The sequence below is a fragment of the Nitrosovibrio sp. Nv17 genome (assembly GCF_900119085.1).
Lineage (GTDB): Bacteria > Pseudomonadota > Gammaproteobacteria > Burkholderiales > Nitrosomonadaceae > Nitrosospira.
Window position 1 is genome coordinate 60,221 of record NZ_FPIQ01000004.1, and the last position, 26,862, is coordinate 87,082.

Below are 26,862 nucleotides of genomic sequence, written 5' to 3' on the forward strand. Positions count from 1 at the left end.
CGGTAGTACAGCGGTTCTGGCGATTGGGCACAAAATGGATCAGTGAGGCTCTCCATGGATAACGTTTTCCAATTCCGCGACCAACTCATCGAACGATACGGCAGCTTTTCCCGCAGCTTCGTTCGCATCGCTGCGCCCGATATCCAGGCCGAGGTCGAATATCAATATGCGCAAGGCCGCTATTGGCCTGAGCCGCTGGTGCAGATCAACCCAAATTACCAACGCCAGGGCACGGTGCAGCAACTGGCGGAGCAGGGGATCTTGCATGCTGACTGCGCAGAGATCTTCCAGATCGGGAAGTCTGAAGGCTCGTCACAACCCCTGCATCTTTACAAGCACCAGATGGAAGCCTTGGCCAAAGGCCAGGAACGCCAAAGCTATGTGGTCACGACCGGAACGGGGTCGGGGAAATCCCTGTCCTTTTTCATCCCGATCATCGACCGCATTCTCAAGGCCAAGCAATCCAATGGCAAAGCATGCACCAGGGCCATCGTCATTTATCCGATGAATGCCCTGGCCAACAGCCAGTTGGAAGAACTCGACAAGTTTCTGCATGGCTATGCGCCAGAGCTTCGTCCCTTCTCCGTCAAGCGCTATACAGGCCAGGAAAGCAAGGCGGAACGCAGTGCCATCGCGGATGACCCGCCCGATATCCTGCTCACTAACTTCATGATGCTGGAGTACATCCTCACGCGCTTCGACGAAGTGGATCGGCGCGTGGTGGAGCACTGCGAGGGACTTGAGTTCCTGGTACTGGATGAGTTGCATACTTATCGTGGCCGTCAGGGGGCGGACGTTGCCTTGCTGGTTCGGCGTCTGCGCGAGCGCTTGAAAGCCGCGCAACTGGTCTGCATCGGCACGTCGGCCACCATGTCCAGCACAGGTAGCCAAGCCGACCGCAACCGCGTGGTGGCCGACGTGGCCAGCAAACTTTTTGGTACCCAGATCGGCGAGCAAGACGTCATCGGTGAGACCTTGGAGCGGGTCACCAACCCGCTCAAGGACGTCAACGCCATCCGCGCTGAATTACCGGCGGCCATTACGCGAAAGCAGGATATCTGGGCTGACTTCGACGCTTTTTGCAACGATCCGTTATCCATCTGGGTGGAATTGAACCTGGGTATCGAACTACCTGCCGACGAGCCTCCTCGACGGGCGAGGCCCATGATGTTGGAAGAGGCCAGTCGCCGTCTCGCCGAAGACACGGGTTGCCAGCCTGAAGCTGCCCGCGACGCCCTGCAGCGTTTTCTAGTGGCTGCCCATGATGTACGCACGCCCCAGGGCAGGCCGCCTTTCGCGTTCAAGTTGCACCAGTTTATCAGTGGCCCCGGTAAGGTGCTCACCACACTGGAGGCGCGCGGTAAGCGCCATGTCACGCTCGATGCTCAGCGTTTTGCGCCGGGGCGACAGCAAGAGAATGTGCTGCTTTACCCCACGCACTTCTGCCGCGATTGCGGTCAGGAATATTTGCCTGTCTGGCACTCGATGCAGCCTGAGAGCTTCAGCTCGCGTGAGATCGATGACATCACGGCCGAAGATGATGCCGGTTACGGCTTTTTGTGTCCCTTGCTGCCCGGACAGCAGTACGGTGGAAAACTTGAAGACCTGCCGGAAATCTGGATCGACCCTGGCCGTAGCGAACCAAAAGTCAAATCAAACTACAAAAATTCCGTTCCCTATATGGTTACGGTTAATGCCCAAGGACAAACGGGTTCGGGGACGGAGTGTTGGTTCGTTCCCGGTAAGTTCAAATTCTGCCTGAGCTGCGGCACGATACATGAAGCCCACGGCAAGGATGCCAACCGCCTCTCCAGCCTGTCCGGCGAAGGCCGCTCCTCGGCCACCACCATGATTGCTCTGGCGGCCTTGCAGCAATTATTCGCACTTCCTGAGCCGGCACCAGGCCTGCCTGATCCGCGCAAGTTGCTTGGTTTTACCGACAATCGCCAGGATGCCGCTCTGCAGGCGGGACATTTCAACGACTTCATTTTCCTGCTGACGCTGCGCGCCGGCTTGATCAGTGCACTCCAGGGCAGCGGCGGCCAACTCGATGAAGAACACTTGGCCGAAAGCGTATTCAAGGCCCTTGGTTTTCAAGGGGTCGATGAAGCGACCTTGGTGGAGTATCTGCGCACGCCCAAGCTCATGGGACTGGCCCGGCAGGAGGCGCAACGTACATTACGCTTCATCATCGCCTACCGGCTGCTACGTGATCTGCGGCGCGGTTGGCGTTTCAATAATCCGAATCTGGATCAGCTTGGCTTGTTGCAGATTCGGTATCGAGACCTGGATGCCTTTTGCGCTGACGCCAGCATCTTTGCTGCAAACAGCACCTTGTCCAAATTGACGGCTGCTCAGCGGGCAGTTTTGTACGAATTGTTGTTCGACGCCTTGCGTCGCCATCTGTGCCTGGAAAGTCGTTATCTTGACCCAGTTGAGCAGGACAAGGCACGCACCAGCGCCTACACCTACTTGAATGAACGTTGGGCTTTCACTCCCGACGAGAAGCCCGATACTGGCCGCTATCTCATCCTCGGCAAGCGCCCGGAATACAAGGGCAAGCCGCGTACCGATCTGGTGACAGGTGGTCCACGCTCCCGCCTGCTGCGGCAAATAAAGACGGCCGCCTTCTGGCGCAACAGCGCCTGCACCAGCGAGGTTGCACAGTGGAAAGATGTCGAGTGGACTAAGCTGATCGAAGCTCTTCTGGAGTCCGCCAAGGACTATGGCTATGTGCAGCGCCAACCTATCGACGCCCAGCTCGCAGGCTGGCGCCTGAACGCGGCTGCCCTGGACTGGTGCCTGATTGCCGATCAGCCGCAAACTGACAGCAGCGGCATCAATCAGTATTTCCGCGCCCTGTATCTCGGCATTGCCGACCTGCTGCGTCGGCCCTCGCATCCGCTGTTCGACTTCGAGGCCCAGGAACACACGGCCCAGGTGGATGCGCCACGCCGGCAACTGCTGGAGCAGCGTTTTCGCTACACCGAAAAAGACAGGCAGGATTGGGCCCAGAACCTGGCCCACGAAGCGCCGTTGGAACGTCTGCCTGTGATGTTCTGCTCCCCCACGATGGAGTTGGGCGTGGATATCTCCGCGCTCAACACCGTGTACCTGCGCAATGTGCCGCCGACCCCCGCCAACTACGCCCAGCGCAGCGGCCGTGCGGGTCGCTCGGGTCAGCAGGCGTTGGTCATCACCTACTGCGCGGCACTCAGTCCGCATGACCAGTGGTTCTTCCACAATGCCGAGCAAATGGTGCATGGCGTAGTGCGTGCGCCAACCCTCGACCTGAGCAATCGCGATCTCATCGACAGCCATCTGCAAGCGGTCTGGCTGGCCAGCACCCAGGTGCCGCTGGACGACAGCATTGCGCCCATGCTGGATCTTGATCAGCCCGGAAAACCACTGAAACAGCCCTTGCACGAAGCGCTACGGGCGCAGGCTGTCCAGCAGCGGGCCTTGGCCAGTGCCGACCGGGTCATCGACCAGCTTGAGGGCGAGCTTGAAGGCAGCACCTGGTTCACTCCTGACTATGTGCGCCAGGTCATCGACAACGCGGCGCAAGCGTTCTCTGGGGCGCTGGAGCGCTGGCGCGTGCTGTTCGATGCAACCCGCCAACAGATGGATATGGCTGATCGCATCGTCAAGAGCCATACCGCCTCGCACACTGAGCGGCAAAATGCCCAGCGCCGCTACGGCGACGCCGCGCGCCAGTACGCCGTATTGCTCAAGTCCGGCAACGGCCAGAACAATGACTTCTATACCTATCGCTACTTGGCCAGCCAAGGCTTCCTGCCAGGCTACAACTTCCCGCGCCTGCCGCTGATGGCCTGGATTCCCGCCCGTGGCGGCCAGGCCGTCAACGGCAAGGATGACGAAGGCAGCATGGTCAGCCGGCCGCGCTTCCTGGCCCTGTCCGAATTCGGCCCCCGCAGCCTCATTTATCACCAGGGCCGCATGTACCGCGTGGTGCGTGCCAAACTCAACGTAGGCAATACAGACCACATTTCCGGCAACAGCCAATTGGCAACTATTGCCTCTCTAGTGTGCAGCCAGTGTGGCTACGGCCATCTCGGCGAGCCGGGCGGCGAACAGCCGCTGGTCAATCGCTGCGAGAACTGTGATGCCTTGCTCACCGAGCACGATTGGGTGCGCGAGCTCTACCGTATCGAAACCGTAGAAACTGTGGCCACCGAGCGCATCTCCATCAACGACGAGGAGCGCCAGCGTCAGGGCTTCGAGCTGCAAACCACCTACCGTTTCCTGCCCGGCCCCGATAGCCGTATCCAGCAGCAGAAGGCCACGATCCAACAAGGCGAGGACGTGCTGGGCGAGCTCACCTACGCGCCCGCTGCGCAAATCTGGCGCATCAACCGTGGCTGGCGCCGGCGCAAGGACAAGGAGCAACTGGGCTTCTACATCAACCCCATCACGGGCACCTGGAGCAAGCATGATGCACCGGATGCGGAAGACGACAAAGGCGGCGACGATGCTTTGCTGGAGAAGGTGCCCAACCAGCGCATCGTTCCCTTTGTGGAAGATCATCGCAATCTGCTGATCTTCGCTCCCGTACATGCCCTGTCTCTGGAGGCCATGGCGACGTTGCAGGCCGCGCTCAAGCGCGGCATCGAAATGACCTTCCAGATCGAGGAATCCGAACTGGTGGTCGAGCCACTGCCGAAGTCCGACGAGCGCCGCGCCTTGTTGTTCTACGAAGCGGCCGAAGGCGGTGCGGGTGTGCTCACTCGCCTGGCAAACAATCGCGACGACCTTGCACTCGTAGCCAGCAATGCCCTGCAACTGATTCACTATCTCATACCACAGAGCGGCATTTGGACGCTGGACGATCTGCCGTCGATGGAACAGACCGATGTGCTTGGCAATCATCAGTGCGAAGCCGGCTGCTACCAGTGCCTGCTGTCCTATTTCAACCAACCGGACCACGAACACATCAACCGCCGCAATGCGGATGCGCTCAAGCTGCTGGTCGCTCTGACCAATGCCCAGGTGCAGCCTGTAACGAGCAGCTCGGCCACCGTTGCCGCGACGACCTCAGCAGACGAGCTATTCGACGCTTGGCTGTCCGCGCTCCGCCAGGCAGGGGCTATACAACCTGATGCGGTCAACGTGTCCGTCAACAATGGCGCAGCCATCGCCGCGGCCCAGTACAAGGCACCTCGTGCTTTAGTGTTTCTGTTCGAGATGGATGAGCAGACCACCGGCGTATTGCAGGACAAAGGCTGGCAGGTGCTCGATTTTTCGGACGCTTCACGCTGGCCGCAGCAATTCGCCGCGCACGCCGATGTGTTCGGTTCCAAGGAATAAAGGCGCATGACGATCCTCGAACACGACTTTCTGCCCGGCAACCTAGTGCGCGCCCGAGGCCGCGAATGGGTGGTGCAAAGCGACTCCCACCGAGACTGGTTGCGCCTACGCCCATTGAGTGGTGCCGATGACGAAAGCATCGCCCTGATCCCCGAGCTGGAACTGCATCCCGTCGAACCTGCTACCTTTGACTGGCCCGATCCCGCACGCGCCGGCAACCATGCCGCCGCGCTGTTGCTACGCGATGCCTTGCGCCTAACCCTACGCGCCGGCGCCGGCCCGTTCCGCTCCTTTGGCAATATCGCCGTGGAGCCTCGCGGCTACCAGCTTGTGCCGTTGCTGATGGCACTGCGCCTGTCCACGGTGCGCCTGCTGATCGCTGATGACGTAGGCATCGGCAAGACCATCGAAGCCGGCCTGATCGCACGCGAACTCATGGATCGCGGCGAAATTGCCCGCCTCGCCGTCCTCTGCCCGCCGCACCTTGTCGAACAATGGCAAAGTGAGTTGGAAATTCGCTTCAATCTTCAGGCTGTGGCGTTGACTTCAGCCTCGGCCTCCCGCATCGAACGTGATCTTCCGCATGGTGTGCGCCTGTTCGACCATCATCCCGTGGTGGTCGTCAGCCTGGACTACATCAAGAGTGAACGCCACCGCGAACAGTTTCTCGCCACCGTCCCCGAATGCATCATCGTTGACGAGGCCCACACCTGCGCCAGCAGCGGCACAGGCAAGCAATTGCGCTTCGAACTGCTGCAACGCCTTGCCCGTGACGCGCAGCGACACCTGATCCTGCTGACCGCCACTCCCCACTCCGGTGACGAAACTGCCTTCTACAACCTGCTGTCGCTGCTCGATACACGCTTTGCCGCTTTGCAAGGTCGCATGACGGCCTCCGACCCATTGCGTCAGGAACTGGCCCGCCACTTCGTCCAGCGCCGTCGCAAGGACATCGTTGAATGGCAGGTCGAGACCCATGATGGACGTGGTTTTCCCCGCCGCATGAAAACCGAGCTCACTTACCAGCTCAGCGGCGAATGGGGCGCGTTCTTCGACGTCGTGCAGGATTACTGCCGCGAACTGGCTGAAACAATTGAGCAGCGGGAACAACAAGGCGGCGCCCGCCTCATCTGGTATGCCACTCTGGCATTGCTGCGCTGCGTGGCGTCGTCGCCCGCTGCCGCCATCAAGGCACTGACCACGCGGCTGGAAGGTACCGTGTCAGATGACGCCCTCCTCAGTGATGAACGCTTGCACGATGGTGAGGCCGACGACCTCTCCGGCAGTGATCTGGAGCCGCCTGCTCAAATGCAGGACGCTGCGCCGCGTCTGCAAGCCCTGATCGCCGACGCGCAACGTCTCTCCGGCAAGGCCGGTGATCCCAAGCTGGCCGCGCTCATCTGGCATATCGACCTTCTGTTGAAGGATGGCTACCACCCGGTGGTGTTCTGTCGCTACATCGCCACCGCCCACTATGTGGCCGAGCATCTCAAGGCCGCTTTCCCCAAAGCCACCGTCGATGCCATCACCGGCGAACTTACTCCCGAGGAACGCCGCGAGCGCGTGGACGACATGGAGGATACCGAGCAACGCATCCTGATCGCTACCGATTGCCTCTCTGAAGGCATCAACCTGCAACATCTGTTCACCGCTGTCGTCCACTACGACTTGGCCTGGAACCCCACCCGCCACGAACAGCGCGAAGGCCGGGTCGATCGTTTTGGTCAGCAGGCCGACGAAGTGCGTTGCACCATGCTCTACGGGCAGGACAACCCGGTCGATGGCTTCGTGCTCAATGTCATCCTCCGCAAAGGCGAAGCCATCCAGAAGGAACTGGGCGTGCTGGTGCCACTGCCCGAGGACGAAGCTCGTATCAACCAGGCTCTGGTCAAGGCCGCGCTGATGAAACGCAGTGACAGCCGCACTTCATCGCCGCAAGCCGCATTCGACTTCGGTGAGCCGGAGCAATTGCTCGCTCCACTGCAAGCTCAATGGCGTGACGTGCTGGAAAAAGCCAAGGCCAACCGCACTGTGTTCGCCCAGCGCCGCATCCGACCCGACGAAGTGCTGCCCGAATGGCACAAGCAGCAGCAGGCCCTCGGCACCCCGACCGACGTGCAACGCTTTCTGCAAAGCGCCTGCGTGCGGCTCGGTTCACCGCTGGAAACAGGCCGCAAACAGAGCGCCCGTTTCCTGCCGCAGCACCTGCCCGAAGCCTTACGCCAACGCCTGGCCGACGAAGGCATCACTACGCCCCTGTCCATTGACTTCAGCGAACTGCACCGCAGCCACCCGCTGGTCGGCCTGCTCGCCCAACACCTGCTGGAAGATGCGCTTGGTAGCGAACGTCCGCTGGCCGCCCGCTGCGCCGCCACCCTGACCGAAGACGTCGAAGTCGTCACCACCCTCTACCTGCTGCGCCTGCGTCACCAGCTCAGCTACGTGCGCCGCCGCGAGCCGTTCCAGATGATGGCCGAGGAAACCGTGACGCTGGCCGTGCAGGGCCGCAACGCCCCGCAATGGCTGACTGACGAAAACGTCAGCCGCCTGTTGGAATGCACGCCCAGCGGCAACCTGCCACCCGAGGCCATGCAGCGTGAAATACGCACCGCGCTGGATTTTCTTGCTGCGCACCCACAGCAACTGCAAGCACTGGCCAGACAGCGTGCCGATGCCCTGCTGGCCGACCACCAGCGCGTGCGCGCCGCCGCCCGCGACGTGGGCCAGCACAGCGTCAGCCCGTGCCTGCCGGTTGATGTGATGGGCGTGTACGTGTTGCTGCCGGAATCGCTCTGAAGGGACATGACCACACCATGATCGAAACCGAAACCACCGAGCTGAAGAAGTCTCTGGCCGAATTGAAACAGGGGCTGGTTTCTCTGGCCGCCATGCTCAACAAGCACGGTCAAGGCGAGCTGTGGTTCGGCATTGCACCAAACGGCAAAGCCGTGGGGCTGAACGTGAACGAGAAGACCCTGCGCGACGTGTCCCAGGCGATTGCTGCGCATATCGAGCCGGCCATCTATCCACAAATCACCCAACAGCTCATTGAGGGCAAGCATTGCCTGCAAATCAAGGCCGAGGGCTGGCAGCAGCCTTATCTGGCATATGGTCGTGCTTACATGCGGGTGGCCGATGAAGATAAAAAACTCAGCGCCAGCGAACTGAAGAATCTCATCCTGCAAAACAACCAGGATGCGCTGCGCTGGGAAAATGAACCAAGCGGTCTGACGCTGGAACAACTGAACCCCGAAAAAATCAGCCGCTTCCTTGCGCGAGCCAACCTGCCGCAAGACAGCGCCGTCAGCGCCCTGGAAAAACTCGACCTGTTGCGCCAGGGTGCGCCCATCAACGCCGCCAAACTGTTCTTTGCCGACGTGCCCATTCAGTTGCGCTGCGCAGTATTTGCCACCACCACAAGCTCCACCATCATCGATCGTCACGACTTCGACGGCGACATTCTCGAACTGATCGAAGAAGCCGAAAAATACGCCCTGAAAAACATCCACATTGGCATGAGGCTGGAAGGCTTGCTCCGCGTGGACGTGCCCGAAATCTCCCTCAAGGCCATCCGCGAATCGCTGGTCAATGCCTTCTGCCACCGCGACTGGCGCGACCCGGATTTCGTGCAGGTTGCCGTGTTCAAAGATCGCCTGGAAATCCGCAGCCCCGGCAGCCTCTACGGCAACCTGACCTTTGACGAGATACGCCAGGGCAACATCTCCCGCCGCCGCAACCCCAAAATTGCCGAACTGCTGCGCCGCATTCATCTGGTGGAAGCCTGGGGCCGGGGGGTGCCGCTGATTCTGGAAAACGCACCGGATGCCGGCTTCGTCGAAATCGGCGGGCTGTTCATCACCCGTTTCAAGCGCCCGTCGGCGCTGGAGACGGTATCGGAATCTGTCCCTGAAACCGGTCTGAAAACATCAGTTACTCCGCCAGAAACACCAAGAAAACACCAAGAAAACACCAAGAAAACACCAAGAAAACACCAAGAAAACACCAGGATGCTGCTGCTTCACCAGTTGCAGCAACAACCCGAATCCAGCGTTCGTTTCTTGGCTGAAGCGCTCGGCGTGAGCGAAGCCAGTGCACGTCATCACCTACGCCGCTTGCAAGCAGAAAACAAGGTTCGTCGTGTTGGCCCCGACAAAGGCGGCTACTGGGAAGTCATCGGCGAGGACAAGCCATAATATGAAACGCACTCGCAAAACCCAGGCCACGCTCGACCTGCCCACCCTCAAGCTCGAAGGCGGGCTGTTCCTGCCCGGCCAACTTGAAAAAGCTGCCCAGAGTCGCGCCAGCGCACAGCTTGAAGCCGACTACGGCACCCCCAAGGGCGTCAAACTCAAGGACGAATACAGCCGTGCTTTCCAGATCGCCTGCGCCCAGTGGCAGCACTTCGCTACACAAATGGAACGCGCCGATGTCGATGCCGCGCAGTGCACCACAGCCTTCGTCCACGAACTGCTGCGCGACGCCTTTGGCTACGCCACCTTGCAAGCCACGGCAGCACAGCAAGTGGGTGAGCTGCGTTACCCGGTCAGCCTCATGGCTGATACCTTGCCCGTCCTGGTGGCACCACACACTTTGGGCCTGGACGCGGCCGACGCGCGGTTTGCCGTGCAGGGCGGCGGCAGCCGCAAGAAAGCCTCGTTCCAGGCGATGCAGGAATTGCTCAACGCCAGTGAACCGCTGCAATGGGGTATTGTCAGCAATGGCAAGCAACTGCGCCTGCTGCGCGACGCTGCCAGCCTTACCCGCCCCAGTTTTCTCGAAGTCGATCTGGCCGACCTACTCGGCGGCCAGCGCTATGCGGAATTCGCCAATGTCTGGCGCTTGCTGCACGCCAGCCGCGCATCCCGCCCCGGCCAGGGCGCTACGGCGTGCATCTGGGAACAATGGCGCAACGAAGGCCAGCAGGAAGGCACTCGCGTGCGCGACGGCCTGCGCAATGGTGTCGAGCAGGCCCTGCTGACCTTCGGCCAAGGCTTCCTGCAACACCCCGCCAACCACGCCCTGCGTGCTGCCCTGAACGACGGTACGCTCAGCAAGGATGCCTATTTCCAGCAACTGCTGCGCCTGATCTACCGGCTCATCTTCGTCTTCACTGTTGAAGAGCGCGGTGTGCTGCACTCGCAGGACGACAGCGCCGAAGCACTGGCCGCCCGCCGCGCCTATGCCGAAGGCTACGCCTTGACACGTCTGCGCGAGCTGTGCCTCAAGCGCCGCGCCCGCACCCGGCACGACGACCAATGGCAGGCCATCCGCATCGTTTTCCGCGGGCTTGCGCAGGGCGAGTCACGCCTGGCCCTGCCCGCGCTGGGCGGCCTGTTCGCGCCTGAACAATGCCCAGATCTGGATGTCGCCAGCCTGGACAATGCTTACCTGCTCGCCGCCCTGCAATACCTGCGCTGGGCAAAACCGGTCGGTGCGCAACGCCTGGTGCCTGCGGACTACTGCAACATGGGCCCGGAGGAGTTGGGAAGCGTGTATGAAAGCCTTTTGGAACTGGTGCCCGCCATTGACCTGCCCGCCCGCATCTTTGGCTTCATCGGTCGTACCGAGGAAGGCAGCACCGTCGGCAACGCCCGTAAACTCACCGGCAGCTACTACACCCCCGACAGCCTGGTGCAGGAGCTGATCAAGAGCGCGCTCAACCCCGTCATCGAACAGCGCTTGGCCGCCCAGCCGGCCAACCCCACCGAAGCGCTGCTGGCCATACGCGTCATCGACCCGGCTTGCGGCAGTGGCCACTTCCTGCTGGCCGCCGCTCGCCGTCTGGCGGAAAAGCTGGCCCAGTTGCGCAGCCTCGAAGACGGGCAGGAAGGCGCCATCCAGCCGCAGGACTACCGTCATGCCCTGCGCAAGGTTGTGGCTCGCTGCATCTACGGCGTGGACCGCAACCCCATGGCCATCGAACTGGCCCGCATGGCCTTGTGGCTAGAAGGCTACGAGGAAGGCCGCCCGCTGGGCTTTCTCGACCATCACCTGCAAGTGGGCGACGCCCTGTTCGGCCTGACCGACCTGACCGGGCTGAAACAAGGCATCGCCAAGGATGCCTTCAAGCCCTTGAGCGGCGACGACAAGGACGTCTGCAAGGAACTGGCCAAAGCCAACGCCGCCGGCCTCAAGCAGATCGCCAAAGACCTGCAAGGCAAGCAGATGCTGCTGGGGGTGGACAACCGCAGCGGCCTGGAAGCCTTGCGCGCCATCGAAACCCTGCCCGCCGACACGCCCGAACAGGTGGCCGCCAAGGAACAAGCCTGGCGTCGCTTTCTGGAGGAGTCCGCCCACAGCCCGTTGGCCCACGCCGCCGATGCGCTGGTGGGTGCCTACCTGCTGGCCAAGATGGAGGACACGGCCGACACCGTGCCCACCAGCATCATCCTGCATGCGCTGCTGACCGCGCCGGAACGTGCCCAGACCGAGCATGCCGCCCCCATCGCCGCCGCGCGCGAGGCCTGCGAACAGGCTCGCGTGTTCCACTGGCCGCTGGCTTTTCCGCAGGTGTTCACAGAGGGCGGTTTTGATTGCGTGCTGGGCAATCCACCTGGGAGCGCATCAAGCTGCAGGAGGAAGAATTCTTCGCCACCCGCCACCGCGACGTGGCGGAAGCCCGCAACAAGGCCGAACGCGCCCAGCGCATCCAGTGGCTCAGTGAGGGCATATTGGCGCGCCACCTGTACCCAGACCTGGCCCACGAAGCGCGTGAGGACGAAGCTGAAAAACGCCTTTACCGCAAATTCGTCACCGCCCGCCGTACGGCGGAGGCGGCCAGCGTGTTCGCCCATGTGAAAGGCGCTGACGGTGGCCGTTACCCGCTGACTGGCGTGGGCGACGTGAATACTTATGCGCTGTTTGCCGAAACCATTTTGCAAATCCATGCCGACAGTGGCCGCGCCGGCTTCATCGTGCCCACCGGCATTGCCACCGACGACAGCACCAAGACGTATTTTTCGTACTTAACGCAAAACTCCAAGTTAGTAAGTTTGCAGGCATTCGAAAATGAAGAATTTATTTTTCCGTCTGTACATCATTCATTTCGTTTCTGCTTAATCACGCTTGGACGCGCTGGCCAAGCTGAATTCGTTTTTTTCGCGCGACAGCCAAGTCAAATACATGACCTGCACCGCCGCTTCACCCTCACGCCCGATGAATTCCGCCTCATCAACCCGAACACGCTCACCTGCCCAGTATTCCGCAGCCAGCGCGACGCGGAACTGACCAAGAGGCTCTACCACGCCGCCCCGGTGTTAATGCGTGATGCTGTGGTCGAGGGGGAAGGCAAGCAAGCCAAGATGGTGGAATCCGCGCAAAACCCGTGGGGCATATCGTTCATGACTATATTCCACATGTCGAACGACAGCCACTTGTTCAAGTATGAGTCGCCCCCCGACTGCTTGCCGCTGTACGAAGCCAAGCTCATCCACCAGTTCGACCATCGCTGGGCCACCTACACGGCGGACGGCAACAGCCGCGATGTCACGTTGGCCGAAAAAGCCGACCCTGAATTTACCGTCACCCCGCGTTACTGGGTGCAAGCCCGCGAGGTCTGGCTGCGCGTTGCCCGCCTGCCCGAAGGATTGATGAAAGCCCTCAAGGATGGCAACACGCAGGCCACCATGCTGTGCGTGACCCAGTTGCTGTTTGGCTGGCACCTGGCCGAACAGCGCCACACTAATCCAAATATGGGCATGTACCCTGCCTGGAAAGCCTTTGTCGCCCGACACCCCTATGCGCAGGCCATCGCGCCCACGTCGCTGGGTTTTGTCGGCAACAGCCCAGCAAGCCTGCAACCACTGAACGACGACTACCTGCCCGCCGAAGGCGAAGCCAAGCTGCAGCCCTACGTGCCCGGCGCCCGCAGCGCTACCGCTTGGTACGCCACCGACCCCGAAGCCGAGTGCGCCGTACTGGTATTCGCCGCCGAGTACGGCCATCTGCCTGCATTGGAAGCATCCTTGACGGCCGAACCCGCCGTGCTCGCCTTGGCCGAACGCTGGTTGCAGGGCTCCTGCCCGCAGTGGTTGATGGGGTGGCGGGATATTACGAGCGCACATGTATATCGGACGGTGATTGCGTCGGTGATGCCGTTTTTGGGGGTGGGGCATACCATCCCGCTGTTCACCACGACGGCGAATGCGCGCCTGACAGCCTGCCTTTTAGGCAATCTGTGCTCATTGATGCTTGATTATTGTGCTCGCGTAAAAGTGGGCGGCACGCACCTGACCTATGGCTATTTGAAGCAATTCCCGATCCTGCTACCTGAACGCTACACCAAAGCCGATCTCGCCTTCATCGTCCCGCGCGTCCTGGAACTGACCTACACCGCCCACGACCTCGCCGCCTGGGCCAAGGATTTGGGCTTCGAAGGCCCACCCTTCCCCTTCGACCCCCACCGCCGCGCCACCCTGCGCGCCGAACTCGACGCCTACTACGCCAAACTCTACGGCCTCACCGAGGAAGATCTGCGTTACATCCTCGACCCCGCTGACGTGATGGGTGACGATTACCCCAGCGAAACCTTTCGTGTGCTCAAGGACAAAGAGCGCAAGGAATTCGGCGAATACCGCACGCAACGGTTAGTGCTGGCGGCTTGGAAACAGTTGGAACAAGAGCCGTCTGTCCTCATCCAGCAAGCTCAGCCTGCTCGTCCAGTCACACCATTCCGAACCTATGCGGCGGGCCATACACCAGCAACCGAAGGCGAGGATTGGCTGGCAGGACTGGTCTGCGACATTCTCCTGCAGGGGGGTTCCTGCGATGACATTCGCCTACGTCAAATCCTGCTGACAACCTTGCCAGAGTCTAACTCGCATAGAGAGCTTCTGACCGAGTGGTTGCAGCCGATCAATAGCGAACGGTGGTTGCATATCTGTGCCTGGCTTCGCAGCCTGCTGGGTGTGCCGACAACTGCGCCCCTGGTCATCCATGATTCCGAAGGTTTGACACAGGTGTTGGGCGACAATCGTACGGCGTCGCTTGCCAGAGCACTGATTGAGGCAAGGCAACAACAGGAGTCAGCCCTGGAGGAGGCGCTAGTCACGCCAGAATCAGCCATGCAAACGGAAAGTCTGAAAAAAAGGGATAAGAGATGAACGTAGTCGGTATTCCAGCATCACTTTCCACAAAACCCCACCTATGGGTGGAGACCATGTGGCTGCTGGAGTCACTGACGGTGAATAAGCCCTTGCGCGAGATACCGTTGCGTCAAGGACTCAACCTGATCGTATCTCCGCCCGGAAAAGACAGTTCCGGGCATGGTGTCGGGAAAACCGCTTTTTGCCAATTACTGCGATTCGCACTGGACGACCCTCTCTGGTCCGAGGGATCGGCGTTGCGCGATGAACTGCTGCAAAACCGGGATCTGAAGGAAGGGGCTGTAGCAGCCCGTGTGCATGTCGGTGGAGAAACATGGACCGTTCTGAAACCGTGGGGATACCAGAAGATGTACCGTGCTTCCCGAGCTTCAGATTGGCGGCAATTGGCCGACGGTAGTGTAGAAAACGAATATCACGCCTACCAGAATGCACTGCGGCGGCACTTTGTCGAAACCTTGCCGGTTCAGGAATTGCCTGGTTCCGGACAGCCTATTGAATGGCACCACATTCTGGCCTGGTGCTCCCGCGACCAAAACGCCCGATACCAGCATTACTTCCAATGGCGTGCAGAAGGTGTCCGGTTCAGTTTGCCAGCGAAATCACCTCTTGCTCTCGTACAGATCGTGTTGGGTCTCCTGCACGACGACACGACACTGCGTGACCTGAATAGCACAACCAAAGCTATAGAAACCCAGAAGTCAAGGTTGGATCAATTACGGGAGGAACCCGCACGTTTGATGAACCATGTGCGTCGCCAATTGGCCAATCGCCTTAAAGCGCCAATCAATACGCCCTTCCGTCAAGAAGGATTGATCGAACATCCCAACTTGATTGATATTGCCAGGCAACGCCACGAGTCCTATCAACAAGAGTTGCAATCCATTGAAAAAGAGAGACAAACTCTTGCAGGTGAGCGTCAAAAATGGCTGGAGAAACGGACGCCACTGAGTGGCGTCGTGAGTTTGCTCGTCAATGAAATCGGGCAGATGGAAGCGTTGATTGCTGGCGATACCGAGCAGTTAGAGGCATTGCAAAGTGAAGCAGTATCACTGCAGCAGAATCTTTCAAAGCATTGCGATGCAGGAAATCGCCAGCTCAAAGATTGTCATCACGTCATTGAACGCATCGAACAAGTTCAAATTGATCGAAAGCAGCGCATCGTGCTTCATCAGCAAACCAAAGAATCCCTTGAGAGTCTTCTAATTCCTCTACGGCGTCGTTTGGACGAACTAGAGAATGAGGTAATGCCGATTGATAGAGAGCTAACCGACATTGATAAAGAAAATATTGAACTGGATAAGAAATACGCTCAATCATTGTCGAATAAGCAGCTACTCAACGAGGCTATCGAAGACTACGAACACTACAAAAGCCTTGCATCAGGAAAATCACATTCGGCTGACATGAATGTGGCACAGCGCAAGCTGGATTCAGCCCGACGTCGCCTCGACCAATTGCAGCTGCAGCTTGAGAACGAGAAGCAGGCAGTCGCAGGTCGTCGTAGAGAAATCAGTGAAGCCATGATGGCGGTTGCCAAATCGCTACCTTCTTTCCAGTGGGGTGTTTTTAACGATGAAGAGAAACACCGCAATCACCCTTTCCAGATGGGGCCAGTGCACTCAACCACATACAGGGTATTGGAAATACTTGCAGGCGATGTTGCTTGCCTGCTCGATAGTGCTCAGGAACAGAGCTTTCATCCCGGATTCCTCTTACACGATTCTCCCCGTGAGGCAGAAATGAGCGAATCCATACTCTGGGCGCTACTTGGACATGTCGCAGAAAATGGCAGTGACTCGCTGCAATACATTGTCATTACCTCGACAGAGCCACCTGAATCTTTCACGGATTTTGAGCGTCATAGGCTCTCAACAGATAGCATGGACGGGCTTCTTCTTCGCAAGCGCCTGAGTGTAGAACAAGCGTCGTTGACATGAATTTTCTGCAACGCGCACTTATCGAGAAAGCTGGCCATGACAACGGCTTCGAGCACGTGCTGGCATCCGCTGGCGACGTGGTGACACTGGCCTCTGCCCGCCACCGAAGCCAGGCGGTGGTGACGGCATCGGCCGACGGCTTCGACGTGCGCTTTCAATCAGGCACGCCCCTGCTGCTGCCGGAGCTGCTGCGCAGCTTCCAACCCTGGGCCGGAGTCGATGACGTGTTTTGCGTGCCCACCCTAGCCGACTTAGCAGCTCTGCTGCGCCGTGCAGCCAGCCTGTCGCAGGCGTTGCCGAATCAGGTAGTGCGCGACTACCACGCGGCTGTCGAGCAGGCTGTAGAGGCGCTGTCTGTCGAGAGCCGCGGCACGGAAGGGGAACGCCTGGTGCGCCAGCGCGTGGGGCAGGAACATTATCGTGACGCCTTGCTGACCTATTGGGGCGGTGCCTGCGCAGTGACTGGCGTCACAGTGACCGAGGCGCTGCGTGCCAGCCATGCCAAGCCGTGGGTGGAATGTGTCGAAGATGCTGAGCGGCTGGATGCCTTCAACGGCTTTCTGCTGGTGGCGAATCTCGATGCGCTGTTCGATCGCTTTATGATCAGCTTCGACGATATCGGGAATCTGCTGACCAGTACCCACTTGTCCCAGAGCGATCTGCACAGACTTGGTGTCCACCCAGGTATGATGTTGCGCTGGCTGGCCAGCGAGCACCGGCCTTATTTGCAGTGGCACCGGGCGCGTTTCCTGCTCGGTGCCCGATCGAGGGAGAAAGCATGGCCAAGGCCGAAATGAACCGCCCCGAGTTTTATGGGGGCTGTCTGGTTTAAGTTAGGTTTCTACTGTTGCCTTTTTTCTGCCAGGTGCCGGTAATAGTCAGTCTTTAATTTGTCCGTAAAATCAAGGAAATCTCCCGGAGAGCGAAGCGCGGCGAGACGACTCCCCTGGTACGGTGCCGCACAGAAGAAGCGCAAACCCGTGGCCTAGAATTGCTTTGTATTCATGCACAACGTTCGATGCGGAATATCTGGAGCTTTTTCAGGAGGTCATCATGGGCAGGTATTTGATCGCTTGGCTGCTGGGCGTGCCGGCAACGGTGTTATTGATTGTTTATCTGTTATGAGCTGCGCGTGACGTCGTATCCACTCGGGGTTCAGCAAGAACTGGCCGGGCTGTAAAGGTGGTGGCGGCCCGGGGGCCGCCAACCGGGGACTATTTGGGGATTGTTCCTCGTGTCCGGTTGCACCAAGCCCGTGCGCGCGTTACACCGATCGAACAGCCGTTAGCGACGGAAGTAGTGATGCAAGCCAGGGCATGGCTGCGCCAGGCGGCAGTGGCGCTTGTCGGCGCGCCTACCGTCCCATGCGCGACGCCGCGAGCGTCACGTCGGCGTGCTCCCAGGCCTTCCTGAAGCGCGCCTCGATGATGGCTGCCTCCGGATCCTTTTTTTGCGCGCGCAGGGCCTGCATCAATCCGAAAAGGGCCCAGCCGCTGTCGCGGTTGCGGCGCAGATCCTCCCAATAGACCGTCTCCGCCTCGGCCGGATGCCCCGCCTGCAGCAGGATGGCCCCCAGGGCGAGCCGGGGCGGGAAATGCCATTCGGCGGGCTCGGTGTAGACCAGCCCGTCCTCGAGGCGGACGGCGCGTTCGAGGTGGCTGATGGCGGCGTCGAATTCGCCGCGCGCGGCGGCGATCTCGCCGGCGAGCACCTCGGGGGCGACGCTCAGTACGCCGCGCGAGGTGTTTTTCGAAAACAGGGGAAAATCCAGCGCAGGATCCTGCATGAGCTCCCGCAGGGCGGCCAGTTCCTGCTCCGCCTGCCGCAGCCTCTCGGTCGCGACGAAGGCGAGGCCGCGCACGTAGTGCCAGCTGCCCTTCAGGAACAGGTTGGTGGACGGGGGCGCGGGTTCTTCCAGGATCTCCTGCCAGTACCCGAATCGAGCATACGCCCAATACGGCACCATCCGGAATACGGCCGTCAACGGCATCTCCTCCAGCGCGGCGTCGTCTATCTTGGCGGCGATGTCACGGGCGGCCTGGATCGCTATCCGGCTCTGCCCGCCCGCCGTCGCCGCAAACCAGAGAAAGTGGATGTTGTGCGGGTAGTACGCCATGGGGTACAACCCTTGCGCGCGGCACTGGGCGATATAGTCCTCGTCGGCGGCGATCGCCAGCTGGTTGCTGCGCATGGAATCCGCATACCTTCCCACCCGCTGGTAGATGTGCGACGGCATGTGTATCATGTGGCCCGCCGCCGGCATCAGCGGCAGGAGCGCGTCGGCCGCGCGCTCGGCGCGCTCCGGCGTGGGCGTCGGTTCCATCAGGTGGATGTACATGTGCAGGGCGGCGGGATGGGCCGGATGGCCGCGCAGCACCTGCTCGGTGAGGGCCACGATCTCGGCGGTGCCCTCGTGGGGCCGCCCGTCCCGCATCCAGTATCCCCAGGGGCGCATATCCATCATCGATTCCACGTAGAGCATCGCCACGTCGGGATCGTCCGGGAAGCGCTCGTGCACCGCCCGCATCGCCTCCGCGTAGGCCCTGTCGTTGCTTGCGCGATCTTCCGCCCTGCCGGAATAGCGCTTTTCCAGCGCGCCGATCAGCGCGCGTTCCCTGTCCGGCGCGGCCGCTGCCAGCGATGCCGCCTTGCGCGCCAGCTCCAGCGCGCGCGGCTCATCTTGCGGATCCATGGCCGCGTTGATGTTGGGACCGAGCACCAAAGCCTGGCCCCAGTAGGCGATCGCCAGGGCGGGATCGAGCCGCGCGGCCTCGCGGAAGGCGCGCAGGGCCTCGGCATGGTTGAAGCCGTAAGCCAGGTTGATGCCCTGGTTGATGAACAGCTGCGCCCCTGCGTGTTGCGTGCTCACCGGGAATACGTGGACGCCGAGGTTCTGCAGGCGCGGCGCGACCTGCCCGTCCGGCCCCGGCTGGGCCGCCATTTCCGACGCCTCGTAGTGCCGGTGCTGACCCGGCGGGGACACCGCATGGTTGTCGGCCATTGCCGCTCCGGGGCAGGCAAGGAGCGCCGTCTCCGCCAGGAGAACGGCGAAGAGGCGACACCACCATGGGATGGAGGTCGACGCCTGCATGATGGAAATGACCCATCCTTGTGGAATTCCGTGTGCGACGGTATCGCCTGTCATCCGTGCCTCCTCGCGCTCGATTGAAAATAGGGCCAATCCGATGAATGGAAAATGAAGAAGGGGATTCTCAGGCCTTGAAGAAATCGTCGAGCAGATTCGCGCAGCACTGTCTGGCCGGTGTTCCCGATCTTTCGATTTTTCCCCTCAGCAGGGCTCCCTGCCAGGTGTTGATCAGCAAATCCGCCATGTCCGTCGCGGATCTGTCCGTTCTCACGGCGCCCTGCTGCTGCGCGAGCGCCAGGCCGGACGCCAGCAGGGCACGGTAGCGGTCGAGCGCTGCGTGGAGGGATTTCCGGCACAGGGGGCTGGTGTCGCCGATCTCGCCCATCAGGTTGCCCAGCAGGCAGCCGCCATTGAATCCATCGCGCTCGAATTCGGCGATGAGCTCGTCGAAGTAGCGCCGTATGGCTCCGAGCGCGTCGCCTTCGGAACGCTTCAGGTGGGCGGTCAGCCGAACGATGAACGGGTCGATGTAGTGCTCGATGACACTCGCCCCGAAGTCTTCCTTGCTGTCGAAATAGTTGTAGAACGAGCCCTTGGGGATCCCTGTCGCGTCCAGGATCTCCTGCAGCCCGGTCCCGTGATAGCCTTGCCGCATGAGCATGTCCAAGCCCTGATCCAGCAGGCGCTCTCTGTTGGCTTCCTTTCTGGCAAGTTTCGGCATGGCAGCATTATACGACCGGTCGTCTTGGATCGTCAAATGTCAACCGGGTGATCGCTGCAGGGAGCAGGTCGATCCCGTTTCCCGGACAGCGCGGCGGGCGGGCCGTCGAGCCGGTGCCGCGCCTGCGCCGGCCGCTTTCCGGGCGCGCGTTCCCCGGCCAGGGAAGTTTACGGCCCTTCAGGTTCGTCCGGAGGAATGCCCAGCGCCTCGGCGACGCCCCGCCCATAGGCAGGATCGGCTTTCAGGCAATGGCCGATGTGGCGCAGCTGGATGTCCCGCGGAGCGCCGCCGATCGAACGCGCCGTGTTCTCGAACAGGGCCTGCCGCTGCTCCGGCGCCATGAGGCGGAAGAGGTTGCCGGGCTGGGAGTAGTAGTCCTCGTCCACGCGGTGGTTCCAGTGGCCGGCGGCGCCTTCCAGGTCCAATGGCGGTTCCGCGAAATCCGGCTGCTGCCGCCACTCCCCGTAGCTGTTGGGCTCGTAGCCCAGGGTGGAGCCGTGGTTGCCGTCCACTCGCATGGCGCCGTCCCGGTGATAGCTGTGGAAGGGGCAGCGGGCCGCATTCACCGGGATGAGGTGATGGTTGACGCCCAGGCGGTAGCGCTGCGCGTCTCCGTACGAGAACAGGCGGCCCTGCAGCATCTTGTCGGGGGAGAAGCCGATGCCCGGCACGACGTTCGCCGGGTTGAAGGCGGACTGCTCCACTTCGGCGAAGAAGTTCTCCGGATTGCGGTTGAGCTCCATCACGCCTACCTCGATCAGGGGATAGTCTCCGTGCGGCCACACCTTGGTGAGGTCGAACGGGTGGTACGGGCACGTGGCGGCATCCTTTTCCGGCATGACCTGGATGAAGAGCGTCCACTTCGGGAAATCGCCCTTCTCGATGCTCTCGTACAGGTCGCGCTGGTGGCTTTCGCGATCCTTGCCGATGATGGCCTCCGCCTGTGCGTCGGTGAGGTTGCGTATGCCCTGCTGCGTGCGGAAATGGAACTTGACCCAGTGGCGTTCTCCCGCCGCGCTGACGAGGCTGAAGGTGTGGCTGCCGAATCCGTGCATGTGGCGGTAGCTGGCGGGAATGCCGCGGTCGCTCATGACGATGGTGACCTGGTGCAAGGCTTCCGGGAGCGAGCTCCAGAAGTCCCAGTTGTTGCGCGCGCTGCGCAGGTTGGTGCGCGGATCGCGCTTGACCGCGTGGTTCAGATCCGGGAACTTGAGCGGGTCCCGCAGGAAGAACACGGGCGTATTGTTGCCCACCAGATCCCAGTTTCCCTCCTCGGTGTAGAACTTCAGCGCGAAGCCCCGGATGTCGCGCTCCGCATCGGCGGCTCCGCGCTCTCCCGCCACCGTGGTGAAGCGTGCGAACAGTTCCGTTTTCTTGCCGACTGCGGAGAATATCCGCGCGCGCGTGTAGCGGGTGATGTCGTGCGTGACGGTGAAGGTGCCGTAGGCGCCCGATCCCTTGGCGTGCATGCGCCGCTCGGGGATCACCTCGCGGTCGAAGTGGGCGAGCTTCTCCAGGAACCACACGTCCTGGAGCAGCGCCGGGCCGCGCGCGCCGGCGGTCATGATGTTCTGGTTGTCGGGGACGGGCGCGCCCGCGTTGGTGGTCAGCTTCTTGTCATTGCTCATGATCGTTCTCCTTGCCGGTTGAGATAGGAATCCGTCAGGTCCGGTGCTATCCGTTTGCAACCTCGCCGGGGGCGGGATGCCTGAAATTTTTATCTGGTCCGGGTTCTCCCGGCAGGTTGCGCGCACGATGCTGCCGCAGGCGGCACCCGCCGGGCCGTCGAATCCCGATTATGGGCGAAGCCGGAGGAGCCGGAAAGGGCCGCGTTCGAATGACGGCTGCAAGGGCGGCAGTGCCGTGGCGGGATGGTGGGGGGAGATCCTCGGCTCGCAATGAATGCGTCCCGGAAACGAAAAAGAGCGGCCATGCCGCTCTTTTTATCCGTGGATAAGGTCCCCGCAGATGCCGTCAGACTGATTATCTTGAACCTCAGGGTCCAAGGTGGTCACTTCCCGGACGCATCAGGCGCTCCCATGAAGGGTGCGCACAACAGCGTCATACTGGTTTGCAACCGATTCTCAAAAAGTTGGTTCAAAGAATATAAGTCTAGACGAACACCGCAGGGAACAACGCTTCCGCTTTCACCATGGTCGATGCCGCGTTGCTGCGGCCACCTCCCTGGCTGGAGCGGTAAAACCGGTCGCGCGGGCGCCGGAAAGCTTGCCACGACCCGCCGCTCGGGTTCCGGAACTAGAGCAGCCTGTCCTGCGTCGGCATCGCGGCATCGAGCGCCATTTGCATGTGGACGATTCTACGCTTAAATGCCTCCATGTCAAAGCCTCCTTTCTTCCTGGAGGCGAGCAGTTCGTGGGTGATGTTGAGTGCGGCCATGATGGCGATGCGTTCGGTGCCCACCACCTTCCCGGTATCCCGGATGCTGCGCATCCGCTCGTCGAGATAGGCGACCGCCTGCAGCAGTTCCTCGCGCTCGTCCTCGGGACAGGTGACGCGGAATTCACGACCCAGGATGGCGACGTTCAAGGCGGTGGAGGTCTTCATTCCTCGCCTGCAGGGATGTGCACCAGCAGCGCTTCCAGCCGGTTCGCCGCGGTATCGATCTTTTCCATCAGACCCCGGTTCTCGGTGGTCGCCGCCGCCAGCTGCTGGCGCAGACGGGCGTTTTCGGAGCGCAGCTGCTGGCACAGCTGCACGAATTGATGAATCTTTTCTTCCAGGATGGCGAGCTCGGATTCCATCGGTTCACTATAGTGCGGGAATCCTTGCTGAGTCAACTGCCGGGAGCGCTGCCCGAATGCCGTTTCCAGGTTTGCCCGGTCGCGCCGTCATGCATCCGCGGTATCCCGGCGGAATGGATGCGTTGCCTCGCCGCGCCGACGCTGATACAGTCTTCCGGTTCCGCTTTTTCCCCGTCATTCGACACGTGCCACACGCCATGGGTAGCCGCCTGTCCAGCCTGCGCCTGACGAAGTACATCGCACCCTACTGGGAGGTGTTCGTGCTGGGACTGGCGGGCATGGCCGCGACGGCGGTCCTGACGCTCCCGATCGCGATGCTGGTGGTGCCGCTGCTGGATGACGTCCTGGTCGGGAGGAGCGGTGAAGCAGTGCAGTGGATTCTGCCGGCGTTCATTGGGCTGATCGCCGTGCGGGGCGTAGCCTCGTATGCCGGCACCTGGGCGATGCACTGGGCATGCGGCCGGGCCGCCATGGATTTGCAGGCGGACCTGTTCGACAGAGTGCTGGCGCTGGAGCCTTGCCATGGTGCCGATCCACAGGATGGCGGCCCGGCCGTCCGGCCTGCCTCCGAAGTCTCCGGCTTCTTTCGCGCATTGATCGATCTTGCCGCGGCGCTGGCGAGGGATGCGCTGACGGTGGCCGGATTGCTGGTCTGGATGTTCTATCTCGACTGGAGGCTGGCAGCGCCGGCCTTGGCGCTGGCGATCACGGGATCGCTGGTGGCGCGATGGAGCGGCCGGCGGCTGCGTCGCGCCGAGACCCGGATGCGGCAGGCGGAGAACGATCTGGGCCGCATCTTCCGGGAGGCCATGCGGAATCACAGGGTGATCGCCCTGTACGGGGGCAGGGAGCATGAAGCCCGCCGCATGAGGACGGCCGCCCGGCACGCGCATGTCCAGGGCATGAAGCGGGCAGGCGTCGGGGCGGTGCATTTCCCGCTGTACCAGCTGATGGCCGCCACCGCGCTGGCGGCCATGATGTATGAGGCCGCACGGTGGATCCCCGTGCGCGAGATCACGGCGGGGGGCATTGTTTCCGTCGTCGTGGCGACGCTGATGCTGGGCATGTCGTTGCAGCGCATCGCTGCTGCATGGATATCCTGGAGGGAGGGACAGGCGGCTGCGGCCGGCGTGCTTGCGCTGCTGCACCGGAATACCGGCGCACGGGCCGACGCGGGGGGCGGCAGCATCGTCATCGGGCGCGCGCAGGGGGAGCTGCGATTCGACGCGGTCAGCTTTCATCGGGGTGCCTCCAGCATTGCTCCCGGTTTTGCCCCGCACGGCGTGCGCGACATCACGCTGGCGATCCGTCCGGGAGAAACCGTCGCACTGGCGGGCGCTTCGGCGGCCGACAAGAATATCCTGATGAATCTGGTGCCGCGTTTCATCGTTCCGACGGCGGGCAGGATATGGCTGGACGGGCGCGACCTGGCGGATATCGATCTGGCAAGCCTGCACGCCAACATCGCCCTCGTCTCCGAGGACACCATGCTGTTCGACGACACCGTGGCGGCGAACATCGCGTATGGCGCCATGGGGTTCGAGACCGAAGCCCGGATCATCGCGGCAGTGCAGGCCGCCCGGGCCACGGAGTTCATACGGGAGATGCCGCAGGGATTGCAGACGATGGTGGGCGAGGGGGGCGTGGCGCTGACCGGCGGACAGCGGCTGCGCATCGCCATCGCACGGGCCCTGCTGAAGAATCCACCCATCGTGCTGGTGAATGAAACGCCGCGAACCCTGGATTTCGAGACCAATCAGCACGTGCAGGCGGCGCTCGAAACCCTGATGCGGGGACGCACCGCGCTGGTCGTCGCCCATCGCCTGTCCACGGCGGAAGGAGCGGATCGCATCGTGGTCCTGCAGGAGGGACGCATCGCCGAAACCGGGGACCACCACGGATTGCTCGCCCGCCGGGGAATCTACGCCGGGCTCGTTCAGGCCTTCGTCTGATTGATTCCATGTTCCGGCGGAACGGCGTCGTTCGCCTGGGGCCGGTACTCCGGCACCCACTGTGCCAGCTCTTCCCTGACCGTCCGGTCGTCCAGCACCGGATGCCGATCCATCCATTCCACCAGCTGTCCCAGCCATTGCGCATCGGCCTGCCGCGGCTGCGCGATCCGCAGCTTGGCGTGCGGCGTCGGCAGGGTATCCTCATCCTCCGCCAGGGGCTGTTCGTACAGCTTCTCGCCGGGGCGCAGGCCATTGTAGACGATCTTGACATCCTCCTCGTCCAGGCCCGACAGGCGTATCATGTCGCGCGCGAGATCCGCGATCCTGATCGGCTCGCCCATGTCCAGCACGAACACTTCCCCGCCGCCTTCCCTGCCCCCCATCAAACCCGCCTGCAGTACCAGTTGGGCGGCTTCGGGGATGGACATGAAGTAGCGGGTCACCTCGGAATGGGTCACGGTGACCGGTCCTCCTTTCGCGATCTGCTCGCGGAATTTGGGGATGACGCTGCCGGTGCTGCCCAGCACGTTGCCGAAGCGGACCATGACGAAGCACGTGTGCCGCACCTGCCCTTCGGGGCGGCCCTGCCGCGCCAGCTGCTGCAGCGCCTGGCAGATCATTTCGGCCAGGCGCTTGCTGGCGCCCATGACATTCGTGGGATTGACGGCCTTGTCGGTCGAGATCAGCACGAACTTGTCCACGCCGTGCTCGATCGCCGCCTGTCCCAGGACATAGGTGCCCCATGCGTTGTTGAGTATGGCCTGCCAGGCATTCTCCTGTTCCATGAGGGGAACGTGCTTGTAGGCCGCGGCATGGAACACGAGGGCGGGCCGGTAGCGGGAGAGCGCCTGGGACACGCGGTGGCGATCCTTGATGTCGCCGATCAGGAAGACCATGGAGAGATCGGGAAAGTGGGCCCTGAATTCCTGTTCGGCCTTGTACAGGGCGAACTCGTTCAGTTCGAACAGTATCAGGCGGCGGGGCTCGAACCTGGCGATCTGCCGGCATAATTCGGATCCGATCGAGCCGCCCGCGCCGGTGACCAGCACCGTCTTCCTCGCCAGCAGATCGTTCAGCTTGTCGTCGTCCAGCACGACCAGGTCGCGCTTGAGCAGGTCCTCGAGTTCGACGTTGCGAATCTGCGAGACTGTGACCTTTCCACTGATCAGGTCGTCGTAGGAAGGCGCGATCAGCGCCTTGACGCCGGCGGACGAGCATACTTCCAGGGCGCGCCGGCGATCGCGGTGGAGCCGGTCGGGGTGGCGGCGGTCGCCGCCCCGGGTGCGGCGGGCATGCCGGCGGTCGGGCCCGCTGGGCAGGGCGATGATGGCGTGCGCGACGTCCAGCTCCCTGGCGAGCGCGGGCAGGTCGCTGATGCCGCCCAGCACCTTGGAGCCATGCAGGATCAGGCCGCGCTTGCGGGGATCGTCGTCCAGCAGGCCGGCCACGCACCATTGCGTGCTGCGGCTGAGTTCCTTCACCAGGCTGATCGCGCCGTCGTTGGCGCCCAGCACCAGTACCAGGTTGCCCTGGGTCTTCTTTGGACCATAGAGGCGGTGCTCCTTCCAGAGACGGTATGCCAGACGGCTGCCGCCCATGATGAACAGCAGCAGGATGGGTGCAAGCAGCAGCACCGTGCGCGGGATGTCCCGATGTATCTGCAGCAGGAGCAGCATCATGGGTACGGCCGTGGCCGCCGTCAGCACCGCGAGCAGGATGCGCCGCAGGTCGGGCAGGCTCGCGTAGTGCCAGAGGCCGCGATACAGGCCGAACCGGAGGAATGCCACCGCGTGCACCGGCAGGATCCAGGGCAGGGTGCGGAACAGCGACTGCTGGTACAGCGGCGGGATGTCGAAATTGAATCGGAAGGTGTAGGCAAGCGCCCAGGCGGCCGCGGCGGCGGCGATGTCGTGGACGAACGCGATGACTGTGCGTATATTGGGCATGCCGAGCCGGGAGCGTGTCATATC

At 61.8% G+C, this 26,862-nt stretch carries 13 protein-coding genes and 1 other RNA gene; 7 read left to right on the plus strand and 7 right to left on the minus strand.

The genetic code is table 11. The annotated features are described in order from the left end of the window. Positions 1-54: 54 nt before the first annotated feature. The 6 genes from BT108_RS03740 to BT108_RS03765 all read left to right on the plus strand — a co-directional run bounded on the left by BT108_RS03740 (position 55) and on the right by BT108_RS03765 (position 17,166). Positions 55-5,328: a DEAD/DEAH box helicase gene (locus BT108_RS03740; protein WP_072293210.1), complete on the plus strand. Its 5,274-nt coding sequence runs from the start codon at positions 55-57 to the stop codon at positions 5,326-5,328. Between the two features lie 6 nt (positions 5,329-5,334). Continuing rightward, complete coding sequence (locus BT108_RS03745; RefSeq protein WP_072293211.1) at positions 5,335-8,124, plus strand: helicase-related protein; 2,790 nt, start codon at positions 5,335-5,337, stop codon at positions 8,122-8,124. A gap of 17 nt (positions 8,125-8,141) precedes the next feature. After that, the gene (locus BT108_RS03750; protein WP_072293212.1) at positions 8,142-9,521 is read left to right on the plus strand and encodes an ATP-binding protein; all 1,380 of its coding nucleotides are present in this window, start codon (positions 8,142-8,144) and stop codon (positions 9,519-9,521) included. 1 nt (position 9,522) lies between these two features. After that, positions 9,523-12,126: an Eco57I restriction-modification methylase domain-containing protein gene (locus tag BT108_RS03755; RefSeq protein ID WP_218184806.1), complete on the plus strand. Its 2,604-nt coding sequence runs from the start codon at positions 9,523-9,525 to the stop codon at positions 12,124-12,126. A 2,359-nt stretch (positions 12,127-14,485) separates the two neighbouring features. After that, complete coding sequence (locus BT108_RS03760) at positions 14,486-16,369, plus strand: coiled-coil domain-containing protein (RefSeq protein WP_218184807.1); 1,884 nt, start codon at positions 14,486-14,488, stop codon at positions 16,367-16,369. After that, on the plus strand, positions 16,366-17,166 hold the full coding sequence (locus tag BT108_RS03765; protein ID WP_072293214.1) for an HNH endonuclease: 801 nt from the start codon (positions 16,366-16,368) through the stop codon (positions 17,164-17,166). Before BT108_RS03760 ends, BT108_RS03765 begins: the two co-directional genes overlap by 4 nt. 557 nt (positions 17,167-17,723) lie before the next feature. Here BT108_RS03765 and BT108_RS03770 read toward each other — a convergent pair. The 6 genes from BT108_RS03770 to BT108_RS03795 form a co-directional block, all read right to left on the minus strand. Next, entirely contained in the window at positions 17,724-19,514 is a 1,791-nt protein-coding gene (locus BT108_RS03770; protein ID WP_255369600.1) for a tetratricopeptide repeat protein, read from the minus strand. Between the two features lie 67 nt (positions 19,515-19,581). After that, positions 19,582-20,178, minus strand: coding sequence for a TetR family transcriptional regulator C-terminal domain-containing protein (locus BT108_RS03775; protein WP_072293215.1), 597 nt, complete (start codon positions 20,176-20,178; stop codon positions 19,582-19,584). A 167-nt stretch (positions 20,179-20,345) separates the two neighbouring features. Next, complete coding sequence (locus BT108_RS03780) at positions 20,346-21,806, minus strand: catalase (protein ID WP_072293216.1); 1,461 nt, start codon at positions 21,804-21,806, stop codon at positions 20,346-20,348. A gap of 327 nt (positions 21,807-22,133) precedes the next feature. After that, positions 22,134-22,313, minus strand: a non-coding RNA gene (ssrS, locus tag BT108_RS03785) — 6S RNA. A 121-nt stretch (positions 22,314-22,434) separates the two neighbouring features. Further along, entirely contained in the window at positions 22,435-22,743 is a 309-nt protein-coding gene (locus BT108_RS03790; protein WP_072293217.1) for a cell division protein ZapA, read from the minus strand. Then, entirely contained in the window at positions 22,740-22,940 is a 201-nt protein-coding gene (locus BT108_RS03795; RefSeq protein WP_072293218.1) for a hypothetical protein, read from the minus strand. Before BT108_RS03795 ends, BT108_RS03790 begins: the two co-directional genes overlap by 4 nt. Before the next feature lie 197 nt (positions 22,941-23,137). Between BT108_RS03795 and BT108_RS03800 the strand changes: the two genes are divergently transcribed. Further along, the gene (locus tag BT108_RS03800) at positions 23,138-24,892 is read left to right on the plus strand and encodes an ABC transporter ATP-binding protein (protein WP_072293286.1); all 1,755 of its coding nucleotides are present in this window, start codon (positions 23,138-23,140) and stop codon (positions 24,890-24,892) included. On the opposite strand, the gene BT108_RS03805 is transcribed toward BT108_RS03800, so the two are convergent. After that, positions 24,877-26,859, minus strand: a complete 1,983-nt coding sequence (locus tag BT108_RS03805; protein ID WP_072293219.1) for a polysaccharide biosynthesis protein — start codon at positions 26,857-26,859, stop codon at positions 24,877-24,879. The genes BT108_RS03800 and BT108_RS03805 overlap by 16 nt on opposite strands. Positions 26,860-26,862 lie beyond the last annotated feature (3 nt).